This is a genomic window from Veillonella sp. VA139 (genome assembly GCF_003992005.1).
In the GTDB taxonomy this organism is placed as follows: Bacteria; Bacillota; Negativicutes; order Veillonellales; family Veillonellaceae; genus F0422.
Genome location: NZ_RQVL01000026.1, coordinates 19590 through 32624, shown reverse-complemented (window position 1 = coordinate 32624; position 13035 = coordinate 19590). Strand labels below are relative to the sequence as shown.

The following is a 13035-nucleotide window of genomic DNA, read 5'->3' as shown; positions in this document are numbered from 1 at the left end:
TCAGCAAGAACTTTAGTGATTGCTGCTGTTAAAGTAGTTTTACCATGGTCAACGTGACCGATAGTACCAATGTTAACATGTGGTTTATTACGTTCGAACTTTGCTTTTGCCATTGTTACAATAGCCTCCTTCATTACAAAAAAACTAATTACCTTTATTATATATGATTACATAGAGAAATACAAATACGGTTTACTTATTTTATAGGAATTACAGGTGTTTTCATTCCACTTTTGGATATTTCTGTGAAAGTCTAACCTATGCTCCTCATTGTATTTTGTATAGATATTTCAACATACATTCTAAAATAAGTTGAACAATACCCGTAACTAGCAATAATAGGAACGCTTTCATTTTGCTACTTTTAATCACTCGGGCCATAAGGGATATATTCATGTAAAAAATCCAGATAACCACGGCAAAGAAAAATCCTAGGAAGAGGAAAAAATGTCCCATGCCGTAGACCAGTGCTGGGAAAAGCCAGGACCAAAAGTACGGAAGTAAGAGCAAGCCTAATACGACGCCATACACATTGGTGATGACCTTGCCGTAGATGAATCCTTTCATCACATCCGTCCATGTTGCTTCGCCAGTTGTGAGCTTGTACAATCCATAGAAAATAGCGCTGTTAAAAAAGATAGATGCCGCTTGGAATAGGAAAAAGACGATAGCCAAACCTATGATAATGGCCGACCCTAATGCGTCAATCTCACGATAATAGTAAGGCATGAAAAAGCCCACTAGCGGTAAGACTAGCGTAGCTACTAACAAGCAAAATACCAGCTCAAGCCCAAAATAGGTAAGTAAACCTTTCTTTACCGTCCCATGCTCGGCAATTTGATCAAACCCTTTGCTCTTAGGGTGCCAAATTAATTCTTTTAAATCATTAAACCATGTTGTCATATGTACCTTCTCTCTTTCATAGACATAATATCATTTATAATACGCTATCAATTGCTGAATCGCATAGATATCCACCGCATCTAAATCACCAATTTTGCTTTTGAAGTCTGTTATTATTAATTGCAACGGTTGACTCAGTCTAACAGTTGATGGCTTAGTTAATCCTGCATCACTCCAACGCATTAAATCATATTCCCCAGGATATGTATCTCTCGGCTTATGACTAGTTACTTTCAACGAAATAATAAATGCCTCTTGATTCTCTAATACAACAACTGGTCGTACCTTTGATTCTTCTGAATTTTCAAACTTTACAATCGCCCACCATACTTCCCAACTATTCGGCATATTCATACTCCTGTGGTAACACTAAATGGTTAGATTCATCTCTTGTCCCAACGAAGTCTTTCTCTGTAAACGGCAATGTAAATTTATCAACAATTTCAATATGTCCATAGTATTCTGTAATTCGATGTTTTGGAATAATTTTATCCCCAGTAGAATAGTACACTTCATACCAAGGAGTCCCTTTTTCGTGAGATTTATTCACCAAAGAAGATGTAGACATTGTGCTATATTTACGCAACACATCTAACAAGTATAATTGCTCTTCTTTGGTCAACGCTTGTCGATCAAACGATTGATTAACAATCCCATTTCTTCCATATTCTTTAAAGGTTTTATAAACAGATTTAACAACTGGGCCTAAATCCCATGCTTCAAAATCTTCTTCAATAAGAGTATAACCTAATGATGAAATGCTCCCAGCTTGAGCAAAGTACAACAGTTTATTTAATCGCAAATTAGTCATCGCATCTTCATTAGGAGTATTAGCAACAATTTCAATAAAAAATTTCGCCACATCTATCGCTTTAGCCATAGAGCCACCACCTTTCTATACTCTCATTATACAAAGTCAATCTATGGATTTCAATGCTTATCCAATTCCAGGCATAAAAAAATCCCCACCTAAAGTGAGGTTATTGGTGGCGGCACACGGATTTGAACCGCGGACACACCGGGTATGAACCGATTGCTCTAGCCAACTGAGCTATGCCGCCAAGTATATGGAGCTAGTGACCGGGATTGAACCGGTGACCTTATCCTTACCAAGGATACGCTCTGCCGACTGAGCTACACCAGCATTCTTCAATCACTAACGAATTAACATGGTTGCGGGGACAGGACTTGAACCTGCGACCTTCGGGTTATGAGCCCGACGAGCTACCAACTGCTCCACCCCGCGATGAAAATGGTGGAGGGAGAAGGATTCGAACCTTCGAAGTCGAAGACGGCAGATTTACAGTCTGCTCCCTTTGGCCGCTCGGGAATCCCTCCAAAAAAATGGAGCTGGCGATAGGAATTGAACCCACAACCTGCTGATTACAAGTCAGCTGCTCTACCGATTGAGCTACGCCAGCACATTCACATGCATTAGTATACATGTCTTTATGTAGTTTGTCAAGAACTTTTTTCTACTCTGTAGTGCTGTTCCTGACTACTTGTATATAATAACATACCCCTATTTATAATGCAAGTGTTTTAGTTAAAATTTTTTAAATTTTTCCAGAAAATTTTGTACTTCCCCATTAGAACGCCATTTGGGATAGAAATAGGTATGTTCTTTATTACTTTTATTACTGCCGCATCAAAAAATTTAGCTTTATTATATAGAGCTTGCCGTTGCAACAGTAGTATTTTACAACAAAATATGGTATACTGAACATATAAAAGAAGAGCCATCAACGTTTGACCGGCGTTAGGCTCATCTCAAGAAAGTTTGAAATGAAAATATGCCTAACGTATTAAGGTAAGCAGACCTTATTCGTTAGGCTTTTTCATTACTTATATAGTAAATCTAAAAGTGCTATGATCAGCATACAAATTTGTATTAATAACGATAATATTGCAAGCGTCTTCATAGTATCACCTCCCTCCTATAATGTAGGAAGAGATGAACCTAACAATACGTTAATAGCCCTTCTAATACTATTATTATACCATAAATTTCTCAAATCGTTAATTTTTAATAATTCAAAATTTTCTAAGGAACGCCATTTTGGTTAGAAATAGCGTGGCATTCTTTTCTTTACATTTGCAAACCCAAGAAGAGCACGGCGTGCTCCGAACAAACATTATGAAATACCGATTGTGAGGAGTATGCCGTGCGCTTCTCCCCCCAGCGACGCAGTTACGCATAGTAGCCTTGTGGCTTTCTCTTACTGAGCAATTCACACAAATGTAAGAAGACCGTAACATACCCCTGAACAAGCATAACCACTGTATAGCTTGAGAAGGGGTGTGTTACGGTCTTCCCCCCTCCAGGCGATGCAGTTTTGCGTAGTAGTCTTATGGCGTTGCTATATCAATTTTATACAAACACAAGAAGAGCACGGCGTGCTCCGAACAAACATTATGAAATACCGTTTGTGAGGAGTATGCCGTGCTCTTCCTTTTTGCATAAATAACGTCATTACAACGCCATAGACTTCATAGCCGAAACAAGTTCGCTTTTCTTTTGGTTGGACAACAATATGTCTCTGACAAATCCCTCATCCAATGTAAACAGCAAATACACATGTTCTAACAATGGATGACGGTATCCATAGACTACACCTTTCGTACTATCATGATGATTAGCAGGTTCTTCAAAATCTGGCACTCCGTAGAGATAGAGCAGTAAGTATTTAGAATCTCCTAGTGAAATGCCGCGTTTCGTCGTACCAAGCGATGAGTTGATCATGACACGAGTGATTTCGTGTTCCTTGTTATATGCGATAACTACATCCTTATAACCTAAAAACTCTTGACCGTACAGCTTACCTCTTTCTTCCCAAGATCGATTGGGATCATTGGTAAATATGTCACCTAATCGGTAACCCATCAAAGAGAAATCTGATTCTGTCATTGTATTGGGCTTAAACGTTTCTAATGTAGTGGCTGGTATAGCAAAACGAGGCCAGTCTTGACCCGTAATCATTCCCAAATGTGTCACTTTCCCATCTTTCAAGGAAAGCCACACATAACCCACAGAACTGTTAGAACCTGCTAAAGAGTCACTACTATATATATTCTTCACTGACTGTGAAAACTCCTCTAAATGCATAGCAGTTTTTTCGTTTTTTGTTATAGTTTTTTCTTTATAAAATGTACCTTCATATAGCCACAACAAAGAACCATCCCCATTATCACGCCACATAGCCCGCGGAGCACCCCACGCAAAGAGCACTTCCCCTCGTGTAGCCCCTACATGTACGTCCTCGTGCAAGAAGATGTTCTCCTTATCTGTCCATAATAGGTCGATAGGGTATTTCGCTTTCTTAATTTCTTTTGTATTCTTCGTATCCTCTTTAGTCTTTTTAGATGATGCCTCTACTTTACGCTCTTCTTTACTAGCAGCAGAGCTATCCCCACGAGTATCCTTATCACTATGTTCCGCCTCGTGGCTATCTCCCTGCTGATTCATAGCAGTATCCGTAGATGGACTCCCCTTATCACCAGAATCTGCCTCTTCCTTGCTGCCAGCAACCATATCTACGGTGGTAGCATCTTCGTCCTTTGATTTCTCCAATTCCACATCATCAACTACGATGTCTGATGTTTTTTTTCTAGAGATTGCCTCTAGCTTTTCTTTCAACAGGTCCACTTTGGGGAACACCCATGGCTCACGTTGTTTTGCTTCTACACGCGCTTTTGCTTCCTCTTTGAGGGCTTTCACAAAAGTATCTGTGATTACAAGCGGTGGAATCCGTTTTGCTGTAAACGTAGTTCCCACATTCTCTAAATTTTCTTCCTCTTGTTCCACAAAGGACGCTTTTTTCTCTTGTAAGAACTTGCGCAATGCCAACTCTTCTGCCACCTGTTCAGGCGTCAAATCAAGGGTCACTGTTCCTACGGTCACCTTCCGTTGCACAGCTGTGCTATTATGTTTCGTCTCTACTACATTTTTTTCTTGCACCACATCCGATATGGCTTCTTGCTTCACCTCAGAACTCGCCTTCTGTTTTTCAGCAGTATCTTTCTCAGAAGCAATGGACTCCACCTGTTTGTGCACACCATTATCATCTTGCTCAGAAATAGGCGCTGCGTTCTTATTTACAGGATTCGCTGCAACATCATGACCCAGTACGACCTGCGTTTGTAATCCCACCATGCCTACTACTGCCATGGCCGCCAAGGTAGCTTTCCAATTAGTTTTCATGGCAACGTCGCTCCTCTAATTTTTCTTTCACCCATGCAATCCACGGTGAAAGCCCTTCCTCCTGTGTGCAGCTCACTTGAAAGATAGGTACCCCCGGTTGTAGGGAGTTAATATCTCGAATGGCTTCGTCCATTTTGAACGGCACATAGGGCAATAAATCCACTTTATTTAATAGAACCGCAGCAGATTCTTTGAAAATTAGCGGATATTTCAGTGGTTTATCTTCCCCTTCTGTAATGGAGAGAACCGTTACTTTCATATCTTCGCCGATGAAAAATTCTGCGGGACATACTAAGTTACCTACATTTTCAATAATAATTAAATCCAAGGCATCCAAATCTAGTTCGCCAATAGCCTCACGAATCATATTCGCGTCTAAATGGCAACCTCCCACAGTATTGATTTGAATCACTGGTACACCTGTAGCATGAATACGCTCTGCATCTTTATCCGTGAACAAATCACCTTCAATAACAGCAATGCGATAGTCCTTGGACAACGTTTGTAAGGTCGCCTCTAGGAGAGATGTTTTCCCCGCCCCTGGAGAGCCCAATAAGTTCATCACTAAAATGCGTTTTTCTTTAAATTGTTCTTGTAGTGTTTCTGCAATGGCATCATTTTTAGCCAATACATTCGTCATTACTTGTACTTCCATAGTACTCCTTTAATCCATATCGATGGATGCCACACGCAATTCTCGACCTTGCAGTTCTTCGACGGCAAAGCTTTCACAGTGAGGGCATACATGACGATACTGTTCCATTGAAAATATTTGATGGCACTCTAAACAACGTCCTTTCATAGGGATTGTTTCAATTTCTAATGTGGCTCTCTCTGCCGGTGTGCCTCGAGTCACCGCATCAAAGCAAAAGTGTAATGCCTCTGGCTCTACACCAGACAACGCACCAATCTGTACTTGTATAGCATGGATGATGGTGCCTTCATTCGCTTTCAGAGTGTCTAGCGCCACATCCACAATCCCCTCAGCAATGGCCATTTCGTGCATGATACGCCTCGTATAATCCTTCTAACATCATAGTAGTCGTCACAGACCCAACGCCACCTGGCACAGGAGTGATGGCAGATGCCACCTCACTAGCAGAGGAGAAGTCCACATCCCCTACGGTCTGTCCCTCTAATTCATTGATTCCTACATCAATCACAATGCAGCCCTCTTTCAGCATAGATCCATGCACCATATGGGCCTTACCAACCGCGGCAATAACCACATCTGCCTGTGCTAATTCAGCTGCTAGGTTTAGTGTTTTAGAATGGCAAATCGTCACTGTCGCATTACGTTCTAGTGCCAACAACGCCACTGGTTTACCCACCACTTGGCTACGGCCTAGAACAACCACTTTTTTGCCTGCTAGTTCAATGCCATAATGGTCTACGATAGCCATGCACGCTTTCGGTGTACATGGCACGTAGCCACCTTTACCAGAGCTAACCAATCCAATGTTATAGGTGGTTAACCCATCAATATCTTTTGCTGGGTCTAATCCACCAATCACCGCTTCACTGTCAATGTGTTTTGGCATTGGCATCAATGGCAAAACACCATAGATACGTTCATCTGTATTGAATCTATGAATCACCGCCTCTACCTCTTCTTGCGTAGCAGTTTCTGGCAATTCTACTAACTCAGTGCCAAAGTTTGCCCCTTTCGCCACTTTTTCCATGAACGTAGCATACATTTTGGCTGCACCATCATCACCCACTAATAAAATACCTAGAGTGATCGTTACACCTTGGTCCACTAGTACTTGCATCTTCTCCAGTAGCACAGCCTTACGAGCCTGTGCTACTGGTTTTCCTAATAATTCTATCATGATATCCTCACATTCATATTCTCATAGCGTATCCCTATGTCATATCTATCTCTGTATACATACACAGCCTACGAATCTTACCGGCTAAAATGCACTGTAATCGATTCTCCTTGTTCCAAGGTACTGCCTACTGGCTCATCCTGTGAAATCGCGTAACCACTGCCGTTCGGCTTGAAGGTCAAGCCCGCTTCATGCACCCAATCGCGCACTTCTCCATAGGCATGACCTGTAAAATTCGGCACAATAATCGATCTATCTTGATTCCGCTGTACCGTTAATACCTTTGCAGTCGCTTTCGCTGTATCTTTGTCGCTATGCTTGCTCCGTGTTGGTGAAAGCTTATAGTACCGCACTAATTGTGACATCACATCTTGGAATACTGGCGCTGCAATTTGACTACCATAGTATGTACCTTGCGGGTCATCAATCACAACTAAGGCAACAAAGTGAGCATCTTCTACAGGGCCGTATCCAATAAAGGATGCAATATACCGGCCATTCAAGTAACCACCATGTTCGGCATCTAATTTTTGTGCCGTACCTGTTTTACCGGCAAATTGGTAGCCCTCTACGTAGGCTTTATGGCCGCCCCCTTCAGAAACTTCTTTTTCCAAAATATCTGTAATCTGTTTGGCAATACTTTCAGGGATAGGTTGGCCTTGCTCTATATCTTGTGCTTCTCTGAAAGTAGATCCATCTGGGTTCACGATGGATTTAATAATATGAGGTTTCATCATTTTGCCCCCATTTGCCAAGGCCCCAAAGGCTTGTACCATTTGCAATGGTGTTACCGCAGTCCCTTGTCCGATAGACATAGTGGCAGTATCTAATTTACTCATTGTCTTCGGATCAAATAGGATTCCATCTCCCTCAGCCGGCAGTTCAATGCCTGTGGCTTTACCAAACCCAAATCGTTTGACATAATCTGTCAAAATATCTCCACCGGTAGTCGTACCCATGTACACCATGCCCGTATTAATGGAATATTTTAGAATATCTAGTAAGCGAACTTTACCTCTGCCTTTACCGTCCCAGTTTTTTATCGTATGCCCATCGATTAGAATGGTACCCGTATCATTGTACACTGTATCTAGTTGCCATTTTCCAGCTGCCAGAGCGGAGGCGGCAATAATCGGTTTGAACGTAGACCCTGGTTCATAAATACTTACCACCGCATTGTTCCGATAATCCTCAAATTTCAGTTTATTCACATCCGTAGACATGCCTCGATTTTTGTTCGCCATTGCCAAGATTTCCCCTGTTTTAGGGTCCATAATAATCATGGCTGCACTGCGAGCCTTTGTATCTGCCATCGCTTTATCCAGTGCACGCTCTGCAATAAACTGCACCGTAGTATCAATGGTGAGATTTACAGATTTTTCTTGATCTGGTAAAAATTGAGACTGTACGGACTCAAAGACAGGTCTACCTGCTGTATCGTTATAAATGCTGACTTTTACCTCATTACTGCGAATCACATCATCTAAGGCTGCCTCTAATCCTGCCTTACCTTCTGCATCAGCTTTGCCATCTTCATTGAATCCTACAAATCCAAGGACCTGCGCTAATAAAGTATCATTCGGATAATAGCGACGGCTCTCTTTATGTAAGGTAATAAAATTGAACTTTGCTTCCTTGATGGCTGCTTCTATACCATTGGAGTTCGGCACATCTAAGAGGCGATCAATCCAGACAAAGGCTGTATCTTCATTTAATTTTTTAATAATTTCTTCTCTGGAAATACGCACATACGGTGCCAATACATCTGCCACCTCTTCCGGCGTTTTCTTAGCCACCACCCGCATCATCGTAGGGTCCGCACTAACGGAATTGACGGTGACACTTAATGCCAAAGGATTTCCATTGCGGTCATAAATAGTCCCCCGTGGCGATTGCAATACTCTATCGGTTGTGAATTGGCTAGAAAATCGTTTAGAGTAAGTATCATTGGCTACAATTTGTATATACCCATAGCGCAACGTAATCCCTATGGCAACGCTCAAGATGACGGCAAACCATATCCAAGCATTATCATCTAATCGTTTTCGTGCGTCTTGCCTATTCATGCATGTTGCTCCTTTTTCTGTAATCGCTTGTACTTCGCCAGACCCGCCTCTTGGATGACCTCTGGCGTGTTGGGAATATCTCCCGTTTGCACCCGTTCCAATACGGTTTGCATAACCTCTTTAGTATACGGTGCTACTTTCGATGGCAACTGACGGTCATAGTGCAAATCTTTCGTATGCACTGGCATCGACTTCGCCATCTCCACCATGCGTGCCCCATATTGGGCTGTTGGCTTAGCATCCTTCGTGCCACCCCCTAGTACATCGGCCACACCTAAGGCATGCAAATATTCCACAGCTTCCACTAAATCCTTTGTTTCTCGAAATAAAGATTCCCTACTTTCTTTGTGCATCCATTTTCGCAAATCTGCCGATGCATTGGCCACGTAAAAGTGAAACCGCATATGCCGTTCCACGAGCCATGTCACTAAATTCACAAACTCTTTGGCATAGCCCAAACGAGTCAATATTTCTCTTGTCATCTTGGCGCCTACTGTATCGTGGTTGCGATCCGTAATCCGCCCATTGTGAAAGCCTCGAACGCCTTCCACGCCTTTTCCCACATCGTGGAGCAAAGCAGCCCAACGCAATACTAAGTTTTGTGGTACTGCTTTCACCACTGCTAAAGTATGGCGCCACCCATCATGAATATGATGTTCTGGGGCTTGTGGCAAGTCCACTAAATGCGTTAATTCCGGTAAAATCGCAATCCGTCGAGACTGGCCCTCGCTGGTTTGTTGACAATATTGGTCGTTTAAATGACTGCCCACCAACGCATCCAAGGCAAGGTCCACATGGTCGCTAAGCAACATTTTTTCGATTTCCGCCCGCACTCGTTCTAGGGATAAACCTTCCACTCGATACAGGTTCGGCTCGATGCCTGCCCATGTGTTCGGGTCGATGGTAAATCCCAACTGTCCTGCAAATCGGCATAACCGAAACATGCGCAACGCATCTTCTTGAAAGCGCTCTTGGCTAGACCCGATGGTGCATAACCGGCGTGACGCAATATCTTGTAGCCCCCCTACTTCATCCCGAATTTGGCCACTTTCAGATAAAGCAAGACCATTGATGGTAAAGTCCCGTCGATGCACATCCTCTAAAAAGGTAGACGGATACTGCACCGCCACAGGACGATGGCTGTCGTCGCCATACTGTTCGCTGCGATAGGTCGCCACCTCGTAGGCATGATCCCCGCAAGATACCACTACGACACCGAAAGAGGCGCCCACTACGTTGGTTGTAGTAAAGCCCGCTGTCCGCAGTACATCGATGACCACCTCTGGCATAGCCGAGGTGACAATATCGTAATCATGGGGGATACGCCCCATCTGGATATCTCGCACAGCACCGCCCACAATATATGCTTCATGGTGTGCTGTTTTCAACGTGTGCAAAATGTGCAATGCACCTTGGTAGGCGGATGTTTCTTTGTATGCTACTGTTTCCATCCTAATTCCTCTCTACTTCTGATGCGCCAAACGCTTCGTAATCTCCATGCCCGTTTTCGTTTTAGCAAGGCCTCCTTCGCTCGTTTCACGCAATGCTTCTGGTAACGCTCGACCTATAGAATCCATAGCACCGATGACTTCGTCTGCTGGAATGCGACTGCGCAAGCCTGCCAGCGCCATCTCTGCCGCTGCTAAGGCATGAACTGCATAGATGCCATTCCGCTTTACGCAAGGCACTTCTACGAGACCTGCCACAGGGTCGCAAACCAAACCGAGTACATTTTTCATGCACAAAGTCATAGCCGTTACCACTTCTTCTGTAGTGCCACCCATCATCGCCACAGCACAAGCCGCCGCCATGGCTGCCGCCGTACCCACTTCAGCTTGGCAACCACCCACAGCACCTGCTACGCAAGCTTGGTTCGTCACCACATTACCAACTCCAGCGGCTGCTAAAAAGCCATTGATGTAGGCGTCGTCATCGCAGTTGTACACTTCCCCCACTGCTTGCATGACACCTGGTAAAATACCACAGGCCCCCGCCGTAGGACATGCCACAATGCGGAACATCTTCGCATTCGCTTCATTCACGGAAATGGCGTATCGCAACGCCCTGTATGTAAGGTCACTCAAAAACACTGGTTTTCGCTCATCTAATTGTTTCGCCTGTCCACCAGACATACCGCTTTTACTTGTTCTCGTATCTGCTATTCCATCGCGAACAGACTCTTTGAAAATCTGGATGCGACGACGTATTTCATCCAGCACGTCCTCTTTCGTTGAGTCCGTACTTTCTATTTCTGCCCGCAAGACCACTTCGGAAAAGGAAATACTTTCACGGTCTGCGAGACGTACAATATCTTCAATAGTATCGTATAAATAACTCATAGTATCCTCTATTCCAATGGTTCAAAATACATCACCGAGGAAATTCCCGGCACTTCCTTAATCTGTTGTAATGCCACTTCGTCTACATCGGAGTCCGTGGAAATGAGCATCACCGCTTCTGACCCTTTTCGTTTACGGAATACGCGCATACTAGAAATATTGATGCCCGCTAAGCCTAAAATATGAGTCACCCCTGCAATCACGCCCGGTTGATCCGTGTGGAATGCAATGATTTGATGCTCTTCCCCCGTGATGTCTACATCGATGCCATCAATGTTGGTCACCGCTACTCGACCACCGCCAAGAGAAGAACCAGTGACGGACATGTGCTTGCCATCTTTGCCGTACATGTTGAACCGTACTGTATTGGGGTGACCAGCATCCACTTCGGACTCGATGAATGTATACTGAAAGTTCTCTTGCGCTGCAATCTCCAAAGAGTCACGGATGCGCGCATCATCCGCATCCATACCCAGCAAACCTGCCACCAAGGCACGATTCGTACCATGACCACGATAGGTCTTCGCAAAAGAGCCATATAAAGTCATAGTCACACTGTCAGGGCGTTCATGAAACATAGACAGCGCCATCTTTCCCAAACGCGCCGCCCCTGCCGTATGTGAACTAGAAGGACCAATCATAACAGGTCCAATAATATCAAAAATACTACTCAAAGTAGTTACCTCCCATTATCTATGTAGGAATATCTTATGCCTTATCTGTACCTTATATCATACCATATTTGAGGCCCTCTCGTAAAAGAATAGTACCATAGAAAAAGCCTAACGCATTAAGGTGTACAATACCTTATGAGTTAGGCTTTTTTATTAATTGTTTAAAAGCAACTGCTTTTCAATTTCTAATATATTTGGAAAAATTAATTGTATCCCTTTTCTTTGTAATGCCAAAACTTTACGAGCTTTCTTTTCTAATTCTTTCTCTAGTCGCCCATCAACTCTAACAGGCTTATGATAAATAGCATCTATATATTCATTTTTAATATATGAAATACTAACCGGACACATATTTTGAATTAGAAAAGCTTTTTCATGCCCTAGTACTTTTCCAAATAAAATAGTATCACATTTTCCATATTTATTAATTTTCGTATCATATATTTTTTGAAATTTAGCTATTTGTGAAGAAAAAGGTATCATCCAATATAAATTAGTTGATACATCTAAAAAAGCATAAAAACATGGTCTATCATGTGCTTGACCATCTATAGTTTCTTTATTTTTCATTAAATATGGATCTGGAAAATCTACAAAATATTGATCGTTTATATAATAAAAGTGACCTGTTTTCATAAACCCTCCCTAAAAAATAGACTCCATTCTTTCGAATGGAGTCTACATATTTGAGCTCGAACACTTATTGAGTCGCATATCGAGTAGCGACAACCATTTGAACTTAATCTTATTTTAGTTGCTTATTAAGTAACAACAATTATTTGAGATAGTACTCTCTATACCCATAGTATACTCGTTAAAAAAGGTGAAGTCAACACTAACCTTTTTTCCAAAAGAGATGCATTTAGCATTGCGCTCCTTTCTATCAACATCATGAAAACATAAAAAGAGCACGGTGTACCCCGAACAAACATTATGAAATACCGTTTGAGAGGGGGATACCGTGCTCTTCCCTTTGCCATATTCAGTTAAAACACCACAAGACTACATAGCCTTACAAGT

General features: G+C 42.7%; 13 protein-coding genes and 5 tRNA genes. All 18 read right to left on the bottom strand.

Features of this window, described 5'->3' with window-relative positions:
• Positions 1–113: GTP-binding protein (locus EO125_RS08235; protein WP_151158424.1), on the bottom strand; the 113-nt coding region annotated here is incomplete at its 3' end.
• Positions 114–267: 154 nt separating this feature from the next.
• The gene (locus tag EO125_RS08230; RefSeq protein WP_127148475.1) at positions 268–903 is read right to left on the bottom strand and encodes a hypothetical protein; all 636 of its coding nucleotides are present in this window, start codon (positions 901–903) and stop codon (positions 268–270) included.
• A 30-nt stretch (positions 904–933) separates the two neighbouring features.
• Positions 934–1251, bottom strand: a complete 318-nt coding sequence (locus EO125_RS08225; protein ID WP_164725886.1) for a type II toxin-antitoxin system PemK/MazF family toxin — start codon at positions 1249–1251, stop codon at positions 934–936.
• A complete protein-coding gene (locus EO125_RS08220) occupies positions 1241–1783 on the bottom strand; it encodes a Panacea domain-containing protein (RefSeq protein ID WP_127148473.1) in 543 nt (180 codons plus the stop codon). Before EO125_RS08220 ends, EO125_RS08225 begins: the two co-directional genes overlap by 11 nt.
• Positions 1784–1887: 104 nt before the next feature.
• Positions 1888–1964 (bottom strand) — tRNA-Met (locus EO125_RS08215).
• A 7-nt stretch (positions 1965–1971) separates the two neighbouring features.
• Positions 1972–2047 (bottom strand) — tRNA-Thr (locus EO125_RS08210).
• A gap of 26 nt (positions 2048–2073) precedes the next feature.
• Positions 2074–2149, bottom strand: a tRNA-Met gene (locus tag EO125_RS08205).
• Positions 2150–2156: 7 nt separating this feature from the next.
• Positions 2157–2241: transfer RNA gene (locus EO125_RS08200), tRNA-Tyr, on the bottom strand.
• A gap of 7 nt (positions 2242–2248) precedes the next feature.
• Positions 2249–2324: transfer RNA gene (locus tag EO125_RS08195), tRNA-Thr, on the bottom strand.
• A gap of 1052 nt (positions 2325–3376) precedes the next feature.
• Positions 3377–5104 (bottom strand): hypothetical protein, encoded by a 1728-nt coding sequence (locus tag EO125_RS08190; protein WP_127148472.1) that lies wholly within the window; start codon positions 5102–5104, stop codon positions 3377–3379.
• Complete coding sequence (gene hypB, locus EO125_RS08185) at positions 5094–5759, bottom strand: hydrogenase nickel incorporation protein HypB (RefSeq protein WP_127148471.1); 666 nt, start codon at positions 5757–5759, stop codon at positions 5094–5096. The genes EO125_RS08190 and hypB overlap by 11 nt, the downstream gene beginning before the upstream one ends.
• A gap of 9 nt (positions 5760–5768) precedes the next feature.
• Positions 5769–6110: a hydrogenase maturation nickel metallochaperone HypA gene (hypA, locus tag EO125_RS08180; RefSeq protein ID WP_127148470.1), complete on the bottom strand. Its 342-nt coding sequence runs from the start codon at positions 6108–6110 to the stop codon at positions 5769–5771.
• Positions 6088–6936, bottom strand: coding sequence for a bifunctional 5,10-methylenetetrahydrofolate dehydrogenase/5,10-methenyltetrahydrofolate cyclohydrolase (locus tag EO125_RS08175; RefSeq protein ID WP_127148469.1), 849 nt, complete (start codon positions 6934–6936; stop codon positions 6088–6090). Before EO125_RS08175 ends, hypA begins: the two co-directional genes overlap by 23 nt.
• Before the next feature lie 77 nt (positions 6937–7013).
• On the bottom strand, positions 7014–9002 hold the full coding sequence (locus tag EO125_RS08170) for a penicillin-binding transpeptidase domain-containing protein (RefSeq protein WP_127148468.1): 1989 nt from the start codon (positions 9000–9002) through the stop codon (positions 7014–7016).
• On the bottom strand, positions 8999–10453 hold the full coding sequence (locus EO125_RS08165; protein ID WP_127148467.1) for a CCA tRNA nucleotidyltransferase: 1455 nt from the start codon (positions 10451–10453) through the stop codon (positions 8999–9001). Before EO125_RS08165 ends, EO125_RS08170 begins: the two co-directional genes overlap by 4 nt.
• 12 nt (positions 10454–10465) lie before the next feature.
• Positions 10466–11341: an L-serine ammonia-lyase, iron-sulfur-dependent, subunit alpha gene (gene sdaAA / locus EO125_RS08160; RefSeq protein ID WP_127148466.1), complete on the bottom strand. Its 876-nt coding sequence runs from the start codon at positions 11339–11341 to the stop codon at positions 10466–10468.
• A gap of 8 nt (positions 11342–11349) precedes the next feature.
• Positions 11350–12015 (bottom strand): L-serine ammonia-lyase, iron-sulfur-dependent subunit beta, encoded by a 666-nt coding sequence (gene sdaAB, locus EO125_RS08155; protein ID WP_127148465.1) that lies wholly within the window; start codon positions 12013–12015, stop codon positions 11350–11352.
• Between the two features lie 153 nt (positions 12016–12168).
• Positions 12169–12651 (bottom strand): type III toxin-antitoxin system CptIN family toxin, encoded by a 483-nt coding sequence (gene cptIN, locus EO125_RS08150; protein WP_127148464.1) that lies wholly within the window; start codon positions 12649–12651, stop codon positions 12169–12171.
• Positions 12652–13035 lie beyond the last annotated feature (384 nt).

Excerpts from the sequence above, each read along its gene's own strand:
- EO125_RS08165 (WP_127148467.1), bottom strand. The coding sequence starts at position 10,453 with ATGGAAACAGTAGCATACAAAGAAACATCCGCCTACCAAGGTGCATTG.
- EO125_RS08225 (WP_164725886.1), bottom strand. The coding sequence starts at position 1,251 with ATGCCGAATAGTTGGGAAGTATGGTGGGCGATTGTAAAGTTTGAAAAT.
- hypB (WP_127148471.1), bottom strand. The coding sequence starts at position 5,759 with ATGGAAGTACAAGTAATGACGAATGTATTGGCTAAAAATGATGCCATT.
- cptIN (WP_127148464.1), bottom strand. The coding sequence starts at position 12,651 with ATGAAAACAGGTCACTTTTATTATATAAACGATCAATATTTTGTAGAT.
- hypA (WP_127148470.1), bottom strand. The coding sequence starts at position 6,110 with ATGCACGAAATGGCCATTGCTGAGGGGATTGTGGATGTGGCGCTAGAC.
- EO125_RS08170 (WP_127148468.1), bottom strand. The coding sequence starts at position 9,002 with ATGAATAGGCAAGACGCACGAAAACGATTAGATGATAATGCTTGGATA.
- EO125_RS08190 (WP_127148472.1), bottom strand. The coding sequence starts at position 5,104 with ATGAAAACTAATTGGAAAGCTACCTTGGCGGCCATGGCAGTAGTAGGC.
- sdaAA (WP_127148466.1), bottom strand. The coding sequence starts at position 11,341 with ATGAGTTATTTATACGATACTATTGAAGATATTGTACGTCTCGCAGAC.
- EO125_RS08175 (WP_127148469.1), bottom strand. The coding sequence starts at position 6,936 with ATGATAGAATTATTAGGAAAACCAGTAGCACAGGCTCGTAAGGCTGTG.
- EO125_RS08220 (WP_127148473.1), bottom strand. The coding sequence starts at position 1,783 with ATGGCTAAAGCGATAGATGTGGCGAAATTTTTTATTGAAATTGTTGCT.
- EO125_RS08230 (WP_127148475.1), bottom strand. The coding sequence starts at position 903 with ATGACAACATGGTTTAATGATTTAAAAGAATTAATTTGGCACCCTAAG.